This window comes from Actinomyces ruminicola, assembly GCF_900103885.1.
Taxonomy (GTDB): domain Bacteria; phylum Actinomycetota; class Actinomycetes; order Actinomycetales; family Actinomycetaceae; genus Actinomyces; species Actinomyces ruminicola.
Genome location: NZ_FNIM01000001.1, coordinates 419,036 through 433,117 on the forward strand (window position 1 = coordinate 419,036; position 14,082 = coordinate 433,117).

Genomic DNA, 14,082 nt, shown 5'->3' on the forward strand with positions numbered 1-14,082 from the left:
TCAGATCCTCTCCCCCAGGTCGGCACCCCACCTGCGGAAGACGAGCACCGCACCGATGAGTGCGATTCCCGCCCACGCACAGCAGGACAGCCAGTCGCCAATGGCTCCGGGCTGCAGTGAGTAGACCAGCGACCGGAACAGGCTGATGAACTGGGCCATGGGCATAGCCTGAATGAGGTCGTGGGCCGGCAGGCCCCAAACGGACTCGGGAACGATGTCGGGGTTGTAGATGATGGGGGTTGCGTAGAACATCAGCTGCAGAAAGACGCCCACCAGGTGTGCAAGGTCGCGAACGTAGATGTTCCAAATGGACAGGATCACGCTGATGGCACCAGTGAAGACAACAAGCAGCAGCAGAAAAGGCACCAGTAACAGCCAGGTCCAGGACACGTTCGTCAGGCACAGCAGCACCACCAGCAGCAGGCCGACTTCGATCGCCGATTGCACCCCGATAGCGAGGCAGGAGCCGAGCACCGCCGAGTACGCCGGGAAGTAGACCTTCTGCAGCAGACCGCCAGACCCCAGCAACCCGTTAATGCCGGCATTGATGGAGTTCTGGAAGAATCCCCAGACAGTCAGTCCGGCGAACAGCCATACGGCGAAGATCCCGATGCCCTCATGCCGCGACGCAATAGTTGCCGGGACCATTTTGAACAGTCCGCCGAATATCAGCGTATAGATGCCCAAGGATGCCAGGGGAACAACGAGCGACCATAGCCAACCCAGGACGGTCCCCTTGAACTTCGACTTGAGGTCACGCTGCCCAAAGGCCTGAATGAGGTCCCACTCCTGCCAGAACGACCTCCTGGACCTCACGTTCGTTTTGTTCATGCAGTCCTCACTTGCCTCGGGGTGCACGCCGGAGCGCGGACGAGTCCTCGGGGACTCGCGTGTGCGCGTCCGCGCCGGACAGACCAGGCCACCATACCTGCTGCGCCGTTGCCGCAGACGGGACAGGCGGGTGATGTCTCCCGCAACTTCGCCGGCTGCGGCGACTCTACCGGTCGCGTTACCCTGTGTGCGCTCATCCGCGGAAGCACTGCAAGGGAGGACGGGCATGCCGGTCGTGGTGGCAGTTGTCGTGACCTTCGACCCAGATCACGACATCACTGGGTTACTCCAGGTTCTGGATGCGCAGTGCGATCACGTGGTCGTTGTCGACAATGGCAGTTCCGCCGACGGGCTGTCCCGCATCGAGACAGCCGCCGCCAAAACCCAGGCCGAAGTGCTGCCGTTGGGGCGCAACCGGGGAATCGCAGCGGCTCAGAACGTGGGTATTGCGCGCGCTCAAGACCTGGGCGCTTCCCATGTACTGCTGTCCGACCACGATTCTCTGCCTGCTCCGGGAATGGTGGAACAGCTGTTGTCCGGATTCGATTCTGCTGCACATGTGGCCGCGGTCGGGCCCCTGCCCGAAGAAGATCGAGAGGGCGGCGATCAGCTCGTATACGTATGCCGCCGTTGGAAACCAGGGCGCGCTACCCCCGCAGAGCTGGACACCGATCTGCTTGAAGTCGCCTTCCTCATAGCCTCTGGCTGCCTCGTGAACGTCGAGGCGCTGAAAACTGTCGGACTCATGGATGAATCGTTGTTCATCGACCACGTCGATCTGGAATGGGGCCTGCGCGCTCGCAGAGCCGGGTATCGGCTACTGGTTGCACCCGGCGCTAAACTGCACCATTCGCTGGGAGACGACGTCGTCATGCTTCCTGGTCGCTCCCAGCCGGTTCACGTCCACGGCCCGAACCGCAACTACTATCTCGCGCGCAACACCATTGCCCTGGTACGCAGGCGCTCGCTCATGCCCTGGCGGTGGCGGGTACGTTACGTGTACTGGCTGGCCAAGTATGTTGCCTTCAACGGCCTGCTGCCGGACCGCTCCAAGGAGCGCAGACGTATGCTGCGCCGGGGCATCAGCGACGGCCTGCGCGGACGTTCGGGGCCGCTTGAGGCCCGGGTTTGAGCGGACCGGCACCGCGCTTGTCCTGATACGCACTGCGCCCGCCCCTCTGCTCTATGAGACTCTCCCCACTCCGAGGGCGTCGGCGACTACCAGCAGCAGCACCACGGCGCACAGGCACCAGACGACGACCTGCCCCCGTTTCTTCAAGCGCCTGAGCAGCAGCCCAAGGACCAGTGCCGTGAGCGGGATCAGCGTGACCCCGTAACGTGCCGAGACAATGGGAAAGTAGACCTCCTCGCGCACCCAAGACTGGATCTGGACCAGCAGGACCACCAGTACCGGGCCTGCCGCCGTGATGCCCGCAATCAGCCGTTCGCGGCCGCGCAACACGATGAGCCCGCAGAACGGTGCCACGGTGAGCGCCAGGCCGGCGACATTGGTCAGGAGCTGCCCGTAATACGTCGTGACCGGCGACCCCTCCCAGGATCCTGAGGTGTATCCGAACACGTGGGTCAGCGTCGGCAGCCATTCATCGAACGGGCTTCCAACGTACTCGGTGTTGTTCTGCCCCAGGACCCGGTTCTCCCAACCAGTTGGCGTGTGGGCGGCTACGTATCGTCCCCATATCAGGGTCACCAGACCTCCCCCGGTTACGCCGGCGACCACGGTGAGCAGCGGCCGCCACCAGCGATCGCGCCCGTGCACCAGTCGCACCAATGCGACCAGGCCCAGCACTCCAAGCACAATGACCAGGGACGCCAGGGTAATCGTCTTGACCAACCCGGCACAGGCGCCGGCGATCAGGGCGAGCAGCGCCGCCGACCTTCCGGAGAGCTCACGCGTCAGCACGATCGCGGACAGCACCCCGAACACCAGGAAGGGCGCGTCGGTGGACACGGTCGTGGCCATCATCAGGGTGAAGGGATTGGCGAGCAGCAGCAAAGTCACCGGCGCGGCGAGCCCGCGCGGCAGGGACCACATGCGCATCAGGGCGTAGACCATCATCATGCCGACTGAGACGATGATCGCGCAGGACACCCGCATGAGCGTCACCGGGTCGAGCGAGGTGACGGCCATGCCGATACGGGTCATCAATGCCACCACGGCGAAGAAGCCCGGCGGCTGCCAGGCGTTGTAGTTCTCCATGATCACGCCGAACTGCGACGGGTCGGTCACGCCGCACTCGGGCAGCTTGTTGTACACACTCGCCTGCTTCCTGCAGGACCATTCCTCGAGTGTGAAGGAGCTGTACAAGTCGCCACGATGGGGCAGCCCGCCATGCATGATGCGCCATACGTAGTCGATATGGGTTGCCTCGTCGATAGGGCTGATCTCGGTGACTCGCATGATCTGCACCGTTGCGACGACGAGTACGAACAGGCCGATCGCGAGGGCAGTGCCCACGTCAGCTCGCCGCCGACGCCACCAGGAGCCGCACCGGGACCGCACGCTGCTGCCATCTGCCTGACCTCGACGTGTCGAAGCAGCGGACCCCGTAACACCTTCAACCATGGTGCTCCTCCTCATATGCCGGCACGTCCTGCCCCCGTGCAGCGGTCGTCTCGGGCTTTCACTCGGGCTGCACCTGCTTCCGACTGCGCCTCTGCCGGGCGGCAAGGATGCCCACGCCCCCCATGGCGAGATCCGCCACGGTCAGCACCACGCGGGACAGCAGCACCACGGCGACAACACCGCCGGTGGTCAGTGATCCCGCGAGGACCAGCCCGAGCACTCCCTCGCGCACCCCGGCGCCCGCGGGAACGAAGACGATCAGGAAGCCGACGGTCCAGGCCATGGCGTACCCGCCGATGCACAGCGCCAGCGTCGCCGGCGAACCGGTCATCCCGATGCCGATGGCCAGCAGCCACACCTGGAGTCCGGCTACCGCCCATGCGATCAGCGTCCAGACCGTGCAGGCGCCGATTCCGGACCAGCTCACCGGATGCTCCAGCGGTGGTCGACCCGTGAGTCGGAATACGAGCGTCAGCAGGCGGTTGAGGACCGGTGGCAGCAGCATGACTATGAATACGGGCAGTGTCCAGGTCACCCAGCCGTAGCTGTCGCGCAGCCGGTCCGCGGCGAAGGGCATCGTTGCCACCGCCAGCGCGGCCCCGGTGACTATGGAGACGATCACGGTTACCGCCATGACTGAGACCGAGCGGCGCCGGGGGATGTCGTGGTCCGCGCCGAGCTCGGCCGCGGCGAGGATGTTCCACACCCCGCCGGGCATGTACTTTCCGAGCTGAGAGACGAAGAAGACCCTGTAGGCGGCGCTCAGCGGCAGCGTGGTGCCCATGTCGGCCAGCAGCACTCGCCAGGCGAGCATGGTCAGCAGCACGTAGGCGACGCCGGCGACCAGTGAGCCGAGCAGCAACAGCGGGTTCATGCCGGCCACGGCGGAAACGATGTCGTCCCACTGGGAGACCACGGCGTAGACGGCCAGCACGACCACCAGCACGAGGAAGCCGACGCGGACCGGCGTTGAGCGCAGTGCACCCATGGTCTTCCCGAGGAGCGTGCTCACCGACTCGCCTCCTGAATGCGACTGCGCTCCAGAGCGGCCACCAGCGGGGCGACGGCCTGCTCGGGAACGAAGCTCGCCGCGGCGGCCGCGGCGCGTTCGCGTGCGCCCTGCAGCGCCGCCGGATCGGTTGCCAGATGCGCAAGCGCGTCCGCCAGGGCCCGGGGATCGCCCGGTGGCACGAAAACGGCTCCGTCGCCGAGCAGGCGTCGCTGCGGTGCGGTGTCAGAGGTGACGACGGCGCATCCGGCCGCCAGCCCCTGGTAGACCTTGTTCGGAACCACATCGAGCGCCTTGTCGGTGGTGCCGACGATGCCCAAACAGACATCGTGCTCGGCCACCACGCGGGGCAGGTCGGCGGAGTCCACCCAGTCGCGCCACTCGACCACTTGCGCGGCCGGGGAGCCGGCCAGGATCTGCTCGCACTCGGCACGATCCTGCCCCGAGCCGATCAGCAGTGCTCGCACCGGGACGTCCTGGTCGGCCAGTCGCCGCAGTGCCTGGGCGATGTATGGCGTGCCCTGTAGCGGGGTGAACAGCCCGAAGAAGACGATGGTGAGAGGCCTACCCGCATCCCGCACGCCGTCGTCGTCTGTGCGCGCCGCCGCGGCACTCTGTCCGGCCGCATACCAAGAGGCGGGGGCGCCGACGGGCACGATCACACCGCGGTCGGCGATCGAGTCATCAAGCTTGGCAGCGTGCTCGACGGTATCCAGGACCACGACGTCGGCGCTGTGGGTGGCCAGGCGATCCAGAACGGACAGGAGTCTGGCCTTCGCGCCCCCCTCGCCCCGGTCGCGCGCGGTTCCGGAGGCGAAGATCAGATGGTCCAGGATGATTGTCGTGCGCGGATAGAGCAGGCGGGCCAGCAGCACGTCGAAATGACCCATGTAGCCCACGAGCAGGGCGTCGGGTCGGCGTGATCCGCGGTAGCGACGGCTGCCGGCGGCCAGACGCGACCAGCGCGAGGCCAGGCGCCCGGCGAGGACCGGTAACCGCCAGGGCTGCTTGAGGATCGCGACTCGGTCGGCGGTGCTGAGCCCCAGCGGCTCGTCGAGTTCAAGCACCTTGTTGCCGGGGGTGCGCCGCAGCCCTTCCAGAAGCACCTCTACACGCGGGTGGGAGGCGACGTCGTAGGTGCCAAAGCCCAGAACCTTGCGCATTCGTCAGTCTTCCCGGCCGCAGGGGTCGTCCACCCCCGGCAGCAGACCGGGGATCAGGGCGGCCCGAATGCCGGGAATCTGCGTGTCATCCACGCGCCCGTACTCGATGTTCTTCACCCGCTCCAGCGTCTCCTCGATCAGCACCCGGTTGGTGCGCTGCAGGTCCGCGATGACCAGCAGGGCCACGCACAGCAGCGCCGCCACCAGCATGGTGGTGCCGAATACCAGCGACTGGATGTGGCCGCCGGCGGTGCCCATGAGCCACAGAACGAAGAAGCGGATGAACGGGACGGCCCCGACCACTGCGAAGAAGGCCGCCAGCCAACCGAGCACCACGTGCGGCTTGAACATCAGGTAGGAGCGGGTGATCGCCCCACCGGACTTGGCCATGTGCTGGAAGATGTTGTTGAACAGGCGCGACTCACGGGTCTTGGGGTTGGTGGTGATGGGCACCGAGGCGATGCGCAGTCGCTTGTTGCCCGCCTGGATGATCGTCTCCATGCAGTAGGAGAACTGGGTGATCACGTTGAGCTTGAGCAGGGCGTTCTTGGAATAGGCGCGGAACCCTGAGGCGGCGTCGGGCAGGCGGGTGCCGGCCGCGTAGTTGACGACCTGGCTGCCCACGTGCTGCATGCGCTTCTTGAACCAGGAGAAGTGGGCGATCTTGGCGGTCTGCCGGTCGGCGATGGCGATGTCCGCCTCACCGCGCACCACGGGGGCCACCAGGTCGCCGATGTACTCCTGCTTGTACTGGTTGTCGCCGTCGGTGTTGACCACGATGTCGGCGCCGTGCGCCAGGGCGTAGTCGACGCCGTCCCGGAAGGAGCGGGCCAGGCCCATGTTGCGGGCATGACGCACGAAGTGCTTGACCCCGTGCTCCCGGGCCACCTCCACGGTGCGGTCGGTCGAGCCGTCGTCGACGACGAGGATCTCGACCTCGTCGATGCCCTCGATCTGACGGGGGATCGTGTCCAGGACCAGGCCTAGCGTCCCCTCCTCGTTGAGGCAGGGGATCTGCACGAACAGTTTCATGTACTTCCTTCTCGGATGGGCGCTGGGGCAGGCGCACGACTTACAACTCGGCCGAGCGAGCACCGCAAGCCTACAAGCTGCCGCGCGCGCTACGCACCCGGACAAACAACACCCCGCTGTTCAGCGCACCACGCCGAGCGTGTCTTTCCCGTTCCCGTTCCAGTCGCCCACGATCGTCTTGTCCCCGCCCCGACCGTAGATCTGTACGATGTCGGCCACCCCGCTGGACAGGGAGTTGCGGACATAGTAGGTGGCGTTGCGGCGCACGGCGAGGGTGTCCTTGCCGTTCCCGTTCCAGTCGCCCACCAGCACGGCGTCGGTCGGCTTGCCGTAGATGATGACTCGATCCGCCTTGCCGCCGGCAAGCGAGTTCTTGATGTGGTACTCACCGCCGCGGCGCACGGCGAGGGTGTCCTTGCCGTTCCCGTTCCAGTCGCCCACGATCACCTCATCGGAGGCCCTTCCATAAATGACCACACTGTCTGCACCGCCCCCGTACATGGAGTTCTTGAAGTAATAGGTATTGCCGCGACGCACCGCCAGGGTGTCGGTGCCGTTGCCGTCCCAGTCTCCGACGAGCACCTGATCGGTGCTCTTGCCGTAGGTGAAGGTGCGCAGGCTGGCACCGGAGGTGTTGGTGTTGCGGAAGCCGTAAGAGGAGCCGTTGCGCACGCCGGTGGTGTCCACGCCGTCACCGTTCCAGTCGCCCGCCAGAACGGAGGTGGCCGGGGTGGTGTAGGTGAAGACCGTGTTGGCGGTCGCCGACCAGGAGTCGTTGAGGTAGATCTGGTGGCTGCGCGCACCATTGGCGCTCGTCGTAGTCGACGTCGATCCGCCGCTGCTGCTGACGCTGCTGATCTGGCTCTGCGCGGTCGAGCGGATCTGGCCCAGCTTCGAGTAGCCGGCGTCGCCGGGGCAGGCGGTGTAGCCGACGTCGCGGTGCCCGGAGATGGCTGGCAGGGAGACCGTCTGGCCGGCGGCGTACTTCTCCGTGGACTTGAAGGTGAAGGAGTACGCGCTGGTGGCGCTGGTGACTCCGGCGCGAGCCAGGAACCAGCCGGCCATCTTGCCGACGCTGGTCAGCTGCGTGGAGGAGGGGGAAACGCTGGTGTAGGTGCCCATCATGGAGATGCCCATGGTGCCGGTGTTGGCGCCGTAGGCGTGCCCGCCCACGACCATCTTGCCGGCCGCGGCACCGGTGGAGCCGTAGCGGCCCTCGAAGACCTGGCCGTACTTGTCCACCAGGAAGTTGTAGCCGATGTCGCCCCAGCCGAGGGTGACCGCGTGGTAGTAGTAGATGCCGTTCACAATGGATGCGGACTGGCTGGACGTGTAGTTGTTCGTTCCGGCGGTGTGGTGGACGATCACATGCTTGGCCGCCGCGTACTCGGGAGACCAGCTCATGTATGAGGAGTTGGCCCCCCACTCGGAGCGAGTGATCACGGGTACGGGCAGGCCGCCCGTCGTTGTGGCTGCCGCCAGCGCGGCGGGCAGGCCCGGGCTGACGGAGGTGCCGCCGCTCGTGCCGGAGGAGCCCGCGCCTGGCTCCGCGGTGGCGGTTTGCGTATCGGCGGGTTCCGGATCCTCCCCCTGGGGGGCCACCTCATCCGCCTTCTGCGTGGCGACGTCGGGGCTGGGCGTAGCCAGCCCGCTCGTCGGGTCCTGCGGCGCCTCCGCGGGTGTGGCCAACGCAGTGGGCTCGGCATCCGCGGTCTCGAGGTCCGCGGGGTCGAGCACCTCCTCGCCCACTGGCCGACCGGGTATGAGCGCCAGCTGCAGTCCGGCGGGAAGCTGCGCCGCATCACCGACGACGCTGGCCTGGATGGCGTCAGCGCCTCCGGTAATGAACTCCTCGGTGCCGGCCACGCCGGTACCGTCATCGCGGCCGGCGCCGGAGGCCTCGTTCAGATACCAATCGGACCAGACACCGTCCTCGCGCACCCGCAGGTAGACATCCAAACCGTCGGGAAGATCGTCGGCACCGGTCCAGGTGAAGCCGGCGACCAGGAAGTCATCCACCTCCAACGGCTCGGTGAGCAGGAGGGCATCCGCCTCCGGGTCCACGCCGCCGGCGGCGGCCGCCCGGGCCACAGCAGCCAGGCGGGAGGCGAGCGCCGGGGTGACGCCGGTACCGCCGCTGGTGCCGGCCGATGCCGTATCCACCAACCCTGCCTCAGCGACCTCGGTCGCCTCACCGGCGGAGGTGGTCAACTCGAGCAGCTGCACGGGCGCGGCCGCCTCCGCGGTGTCTGCGACCGCCGACGTCGCGGGCATGAGCCAGGCCGCGAGCAGTGGCACCACCGCGGTCAGTCCGAGGAGTCGTCGGGCTCTCATAAGGGTCCTTTCAGCGCCACCGAGCGAAAACCTGTGAACCGCATGCGCACATTGAGACACATGTGACTCATGTGATCTGAGAATCAGGTTACCTCCCATTTCTCACGTTCAGTCAATGACTTGTTCCATGTCACTTAACTACACGCACGTAATTACGCCTTTGGTGTTCAATGAACTCCCGGCTGAATGGACTACTACCGCTCCCGTCCTGCCTGATTTCGAGCGGATCATCGGGATCTCGGCCGTCCGGGCAGTCCTGTGGCATGATTGCGATCGTTCGAACGCCCTCTAGCAGCGCAGTGGGAGCACTCCATGCACGTCCTCATCACCGGCGGCGCCGGCTTCATCGGCGCCAACTTCGTCCACCAGACCCTCGTGCGTCACCCAGACTCGAAGGTGACGGTGCTCGACAAGCTCACCTACGCCGGCAACCGGGGTTCGCTCGCCGACCTGGGAGACCGCATCGATCTGGTGGTCGGGGACATCGCCGACGCGGACACGGTGGACCCGTTGGTGGCCGAAGCCGACGTGGTGGTCCACTTCGCCGCCGAGTCCCACAACGACAACTCGCTGCGCGACCCCTCCCCCTTCATCCGCACCAACCTGGTGGGCACCTTCACGCTGCTGGAGGCCGTGCGCCGCCACGGCGTGCGCTTCCACCACGTGTCCACCGACGAGGTCTACGGCGACCTGGAGCTGGACGACCCCGCCAAGTTCACCCCCGACACCCCCTACAACCCCTCCTCCCCCTACTCCTCCTCCAAGGCGGGCAGTGACCTTTTGGTGCGCGCCTGGGTGCGCTCCTTCGGGGTTGAGGCAACCATCTCCAACTGCTCCAACAACTACGGGCCCTACCAGCACATCGAGAAGTTCATCCCCCGGCAGATCACCAACCTGATCGACGGCGTGCGCCCGAAGCTTTACGGCGCGGGCGAGAACGTGCGCGACTGGATCCACGTGCTGGACCACAACGACGCCGTGTGGGACATCATCGAGAAGGGCCGTATCGGGGAGACCTACCTGATCGGCGCCAACGGAGAGAAGAACAACAAGGAGGTCGTTGAGCTCATCCTGGAGCTGATGGGCCACGACCCCAGCGACTATGAGCACGTGGCAGACCGTCCCGGCCACGACATGCGCTACGCGATCGACAACTCCAAGCTCGTGACCGAGCTCGGTTGGGCACCGCGGTATACGGACTTCCGCTCCGGCCTGCAGGCCACCATTGACTGGTACCGGGACAACGAGGCCTGGTGGCGTCCGCTGAAGGCGGAGGTCGAGGCCAAGTACGCCGCGCAGGGGCAGTGACCCGCAACCCGCAACGTCAGTGAAGCGAGGCTGTGCCCGGCCTGCGTGAGAACGCGGCCGGGCACAGCCTCGCTGCGTCGGCTCCCTCGCCGTTCACACCCCGGTGCTGCCGAACCAGGCGCGGTAGTAGCGCCAGAAATTGCGGTTGCCGTAGGCCGAGCAGCTATCACCGCTGCCGTACATGTTGTTCAGCGCGGCGGCATTGGGCACGTACGGCGTGTAGTTGTACAGGGCTGCCGTCGCGCGGTTGAGGATCGGCACGGTCTGCGAGCCGCACCCCGGGCTCGGGTTGTTCGCCACCGCGGTGACCTGACCGGCGCGGTAGGTGAATGCGGTCGGCTGCACGCCGTACTGCACGAGCCGTGAGGCCGCGTAGTAGATCTGTGAGGGCAGGCCCGCGTAGGTCGGGTCGCAGGGGCTGGTGTCTGAGCAGTACAGGCCGGTCGCCTTGGCGTAGCGGGCGGCAGTGAGCGTGTTGCCCGTGGCCAGCACGAGTCCCTGCTCCTTCTGCAGGATCACCAGCAGCACCCGGGGATTGATGCCGCAGGCGGTGGCGGCCTTGGCGATCACCGTGGCGACGTCCTCGTTGCTGCCGCCCCGGTAGGTGCTGCAGTATGCGGAGGTCATCGTAGAGGTGTTCGCCCGGTAGGCCTTCAGGCAGGCGGTGCCGTCGTCGGCGGCCCGGCAGGACGGATTCTTCTCCGCCAGGAACGAGCGGATGGCAGGCTCATCCATGGCGGCGGAATTGAAGAACTCGGCGTCGGAGATGATCATGGCCGCATCGAAGCGGGCGCCCCCGACGGCCTGCCCGCCGGTTCCGGTGGCAACGACGCCGCTGGAGGCGGTCCAGCTGAGGCGACCGTTCTGGAACGTCTGAGTGCTGATGCCGTTGATGATCGTTTCGGCGCTGGTGGCCGCGCCCAAGGAGCCGTTGGCGCCGCCCCGGGCGGCCCACTCCTTCTGGATGGCACTGGCATTGCAGGCGTGGGCGGGGCGGGCGCCCCGGTACACGCCGGGCGTGTCGGTGCCGTTTCCATCCCAGTCGCCGACGATCGCGGTGTCCGCGGCGCGCCCGTAGGTCACAGTGGTCTGGGCGACGCCGGAGCGCAGGTCATTGCGCAGGTACCAGCGCGTTCCGCGGCGCACCGCCAGGGTGTCGACGCCGTCGCCGTCCCAGTCCCCCACCAGCACCTGATCCCCCGCACGCCCATAGGTGATCACCCGATCCGCCTGGCCGCCCGCCAGCGAGTTGCGCAAGTAGTAGGTGTTTCCACGGCGCACCGCCAGGGTGTCGACGCCGTCGCCGTCCCAGTCCCCCACCAGCACCTGATCCCCCGCACGCCCATAGGCGAAGACGGTGGTCTTGGCGCAGGTCTCGGCGGAGGCGAGCAGGGTGAAACGTGCTCCGCTGCGCGTGCCTACGGTGTCTGTGCCGTCGCCGTCCCAGTCGCCGACGGTGACCGCGTTCGGACTGCCGCCAACGGCGAAGGCCGCGTCCGCGGCCCCACCCCTGAAGGAGTTGGACAGGTAGAAGGAGCAGTCGTCACTGGCGGTGCAGGCCTCGGCGGGGGCGGCCTGCGCGAGCGGCCGGACCGGTGTCGTCACGGTGGCCAGGGCGGCGGCGATGACGAGCGTTAGTAGGGCGGTGAGGCGTCGGTAGGAACGCATACCCGTACCCTCCCAGGAATGCCGCGATCTGGCCAGGGGCGCTGCCCGGCCGCAGCGCAGCGGCGTCCACGAAGCTGCTATGCGGAACCGCAGGCCGTGATGCGCCAAAGCGTCGCGTCGCCCTGGGAGTCGATTTCCTCCAGCGCGCTGCGCGGCACCCGAGCCAGTGCCTCCCCCCATAGTGGTTCACGCACGCCTCCGGTAAGCCCATCGGGCTCGGCGTCGTCGCTGTAGTAGTAGTCGACGCCGTGCCGGTTCAGGATCTCGCACACCCGCGGATCCGTTTCTATCTGGTCGGCGTTTTCACCGAGCCACGCCAATTCTGTGCTCGCAGGTCTAGGGCGGGATGGGTAGAGCACGTGTACGCCGGCGACACTCCACAGGTAGGCGCTGCCGTTGGACGGGTCTCCCAGGACCACGGCGTCCTCCGGTAGTTCCTCGCCGATGCGGCGGATGAACTCTAGCTCACCGTCCGACAGCATGGCCCCGTAGGATGCGCGCCCCGGATCGTGGATCGCTTCCAGCAGTTCGGTTCGCAGCCCCCAGCGCCACCCGGGTGCGGCAATCAAGGAGACGATGAGTATCGTCGCGGGCACATGTCGTCGCAGTAGTAGTGTCCATTTAGGCCGGTCGGCTGCGGCCGCTGTCGCCACAGTGCTCCAGCGCCGCTGTGCTTCCTGCACGCCGATAGTTGCCAGCACCAGCATCCCCAGCGTGAGTAGGGGCATGATTCGCGCCCGCTGGGTGTACCAGGGTCCGGCGAGCGCCCGCAGTGGCCAGGCCGGCCCCGATGCGAGCAGCAACAGCGTCAGAGCGATGCCCGTTCCTACTGTCCAGGCGCGTGCAGCCTCCACCCGTCTCCACGCCGTAGCTCCCCACACGGCCAGCGCGAAGACCAGGATGTTTCCGGGAATCCAGGGGGTGAAGGCAGCGAGCAGCGGGTGGTCGGTAACGACCGCGAACAGCGTCTCCCAAATGTTCGCGGCGCCGCGGGGAAAGTTGAAAACCGAGGCTAGAGAGCGGCGCATTATCCACGCCCCTCCGCCCAGGGCCATGACTGCGAGCACCGCCACCGCAAGGATGCCGGTACGAGTCCCCATCCCCCTGCCCCAGGCACGCCGCAAGGTCGGCCAACCGGCGGACGCAAGCACGGGGAGCCCTAGAACCGCCAGGTTGAACACCGCGGCGCCGTGTGCGATGAGCACGCCGAAGACCGCGCCCAGCGCGAGCGCCCAGGCGGCGGCGCGCACTCTTGCCCCCACCTTGCCCGCGCGCACGGCGCGCACGATCAGCGCCAATGCGCCGGGGAGTACTGACACCGACATGCCATAGGGCCACACGCTGGTGAGTAGCAGCAGTGGTGAGATCACCGAGCCGGACAAAGCGGTGCCGACCGCGAGGACGCCGCCGGATTGGGGCAGGACCTCACGCAGCAGTGCCGCCATGCCCAGCGGCCACACGAGTGCGGCAAGAACCAGCACCAGTAGGTTTGCTCCGGAGACGACATCTCCAGGCAGGAGCGCCGCAACCGCATGCCAACCCGTGGGGTAGTACACGCTCGCCCCGTCATACATTGGCGCCAGTCCGCCCAAGAAGGACGCCGTCCCGGTCTCCCGCACGAAGGCGGTAGCCGACAGGTGGAAGACTGCGTCTGAGGCCTGCGCAGGGCTGTCCCATGTGCCCGTGCCGATAGCTATCGGAACAGCCGTGACACCGCCCGCCAGTGCGATGGCGCCCGTCAGGAGCAGCCGCTCACGCAACTGCATCGGTTGTCGCTCGATTCCCGCCGTACCGCCGCTGTTACGCGCCGGAACGGCAGTGGGAAGCGGCAGCCGTCGCAGAGCCACACCCGCCGCACAACCGACTGCTAGCAGGAGGGCCGGCCAGCCGGTGAGCAATGCAACCGGTTCCCAGCGCTGCCCCGTACGCTGCGCGGCCAGGCTGGCGATACCCAGCAGGGCCAGTGACAGGGCCGGGGCGCCCCCGACCGCGGCTATGCCCCGTGTTCCCCAACTGCGTGCCAGCAGCCATCCCGGCGCCAGCAGCAGCGTCACGGCGGCCGCCGCGATCAGCAGCGAAGCAGGGCTGGCCGCCGCGGTCGTCGAGATCATGTTCAGGCTCGCCTCCATCAGCACCATGAAACCAGACCTGAG

General features: G+C 67.0%; 10 protein-coding genes. 2 read left to right on the top strand and 8 right to left on the bottom strand.

Annotation, left to right across the window (positions count from 1 at the left end):
- Positions 1–831 carry an ABC transporter permease gene (locus BLR49_RS01755; RefSeq protein ID WP_092532428.1) on the bottom strand — a complete coding sequence of 277 codons (831 nt, stop codon included), beginning with the start codon at positions 829–831 and terminating at the stop codon, positions 1–3.
- A 226-nt stretch (positions 832–1,057) separates the two neighbouring features.
- On the opposite strand from BLR49_RS01755, the gene BLR49_RS01760 reads away from it, so the two are divergent.
- Entirely contained in the window at positions 1,058–1,963 is a 906-nt protein-coding gene (locus tag BLR49_RS01760) for a glycosyltransferase family 2 protein (protein WP_092532431.1), read from the top strand.
- A 51-nt stretch (positions 1,964–2,014) separates the two neighbouring features.
- Here BLR49_RS01760 and BLR49_RS01765 read toward each other — a convergent pair whose 3' ends face one another.
- From BLR49_RS01765 to BLR49_RS01785, 5 genes are all read right to left on the bottom strand, one after another.
- Positions 2,015–3,307, bottom strand: a complete 1,293-nt coding sequence (locus BLR49_RS01765; protein WP_092532434.1) for a phospholipid carrier-dependent glycosyltransferase — start codon at positions 3,305–3,307, stop codon at positions 2,015–2,017.
- 166 nt (positions 3,308–3,473) lie between these two features.
- Positions 3,474–4,427, bottom strand: coding sequence for a lysylphosphatidylglycerol synthase transmembrane domain-containing protein (locus BLR49_RS01770; protein WP_218121279.1), 954 nt, complete (start codon positions 4,425–4,427; stop codon positions 3,474–3,476).
- A complete protein-coding gene (locus BLR49_RS01775; RefSeq protein ID WP_092532437.1) occupies positions 4,424–5,587 on the bottom strand; it encodes a glycosyltransferase in 1,164 nt (387 codons plus the stop codon). Before BLR49_RS01775 ends, BLR49_RS01770 begins: the two co-directional genes overlap by 4 nt.
- Positions 5,588–5,590: 3 nt before the next feature.
- Entirely contained in the window at positions 5,591–6,619 is a 1,029-nt protein-coding gene (locus BLR49_RS01780) for a glycosyltransferase family 2 protein (RefSeq protein ID WP_092532440.1), read from the bottom strand.
- A 120-nt stretch (positions 6,620–6,739) separates the two neighbouring features.
- The gene (locus tag BLR49_RS01785; RefSeq protein ID WP_092532442.1) at positions 6,740–8,953 is read right to left on the bottom strand and encodes an N-acetylmuramoyl-L-alanine amidase; all 2,214 of its coding nucleotides are present in this window, start codon (positions 8,951–8,953) and stop codon (positions 6,740–6,742) included.
- A gap of 312 nt (positions 8,954–9,265) precedes the next feature.
- On the opposite strand from BLR49_RS01785, the gene rfbB reads away from it, so the two are divergent.
- The gene (gene rfbB, locus BLR49_RS01790; RefSeq protein WP_092532445.1) at positions 9,266–10,261 is read left to right on the top strand and encodes a dTDP-glucose 4,6-dehydratase; all 996 of its coding nucleotides are present in this window, start codon (positions 9,266–9,268) and stop codon (positions 10,259–10,261) included.
- 93 nt (positions 10,262–10,354) lie between these two features.
- On the opposite strand, the gene BLR49_RS01795 is transcribed toward rfbB, so the two are convergent.
- Positions 10,355–11,929: an LGFP repeat-containing protein gene (locus tag BLR49_RS01795; RefSeq protein WP_092532448.1), complete on the bottom strand. Its 1,575-nt coding sequence runs from the start codon at positions 11,927–11,929 to the stop codon at positions 10,355–10,357.
- A 77-nt stretch (positions 11,930–12,006) separates the two neighbouring features.
- On the bottom strand, positions 12,007–14,040 hold the full coding sequence (locus BLR49_RS01800) for a DUF6541 family protein (protein WP_092533363.1): 2,034 nt from the start codon (positions 14,038–14,040) through the stop codon (positions 12,007–12,009).
- Positions 14,041–14,082 lie beyond the last annotated feature (42 nt).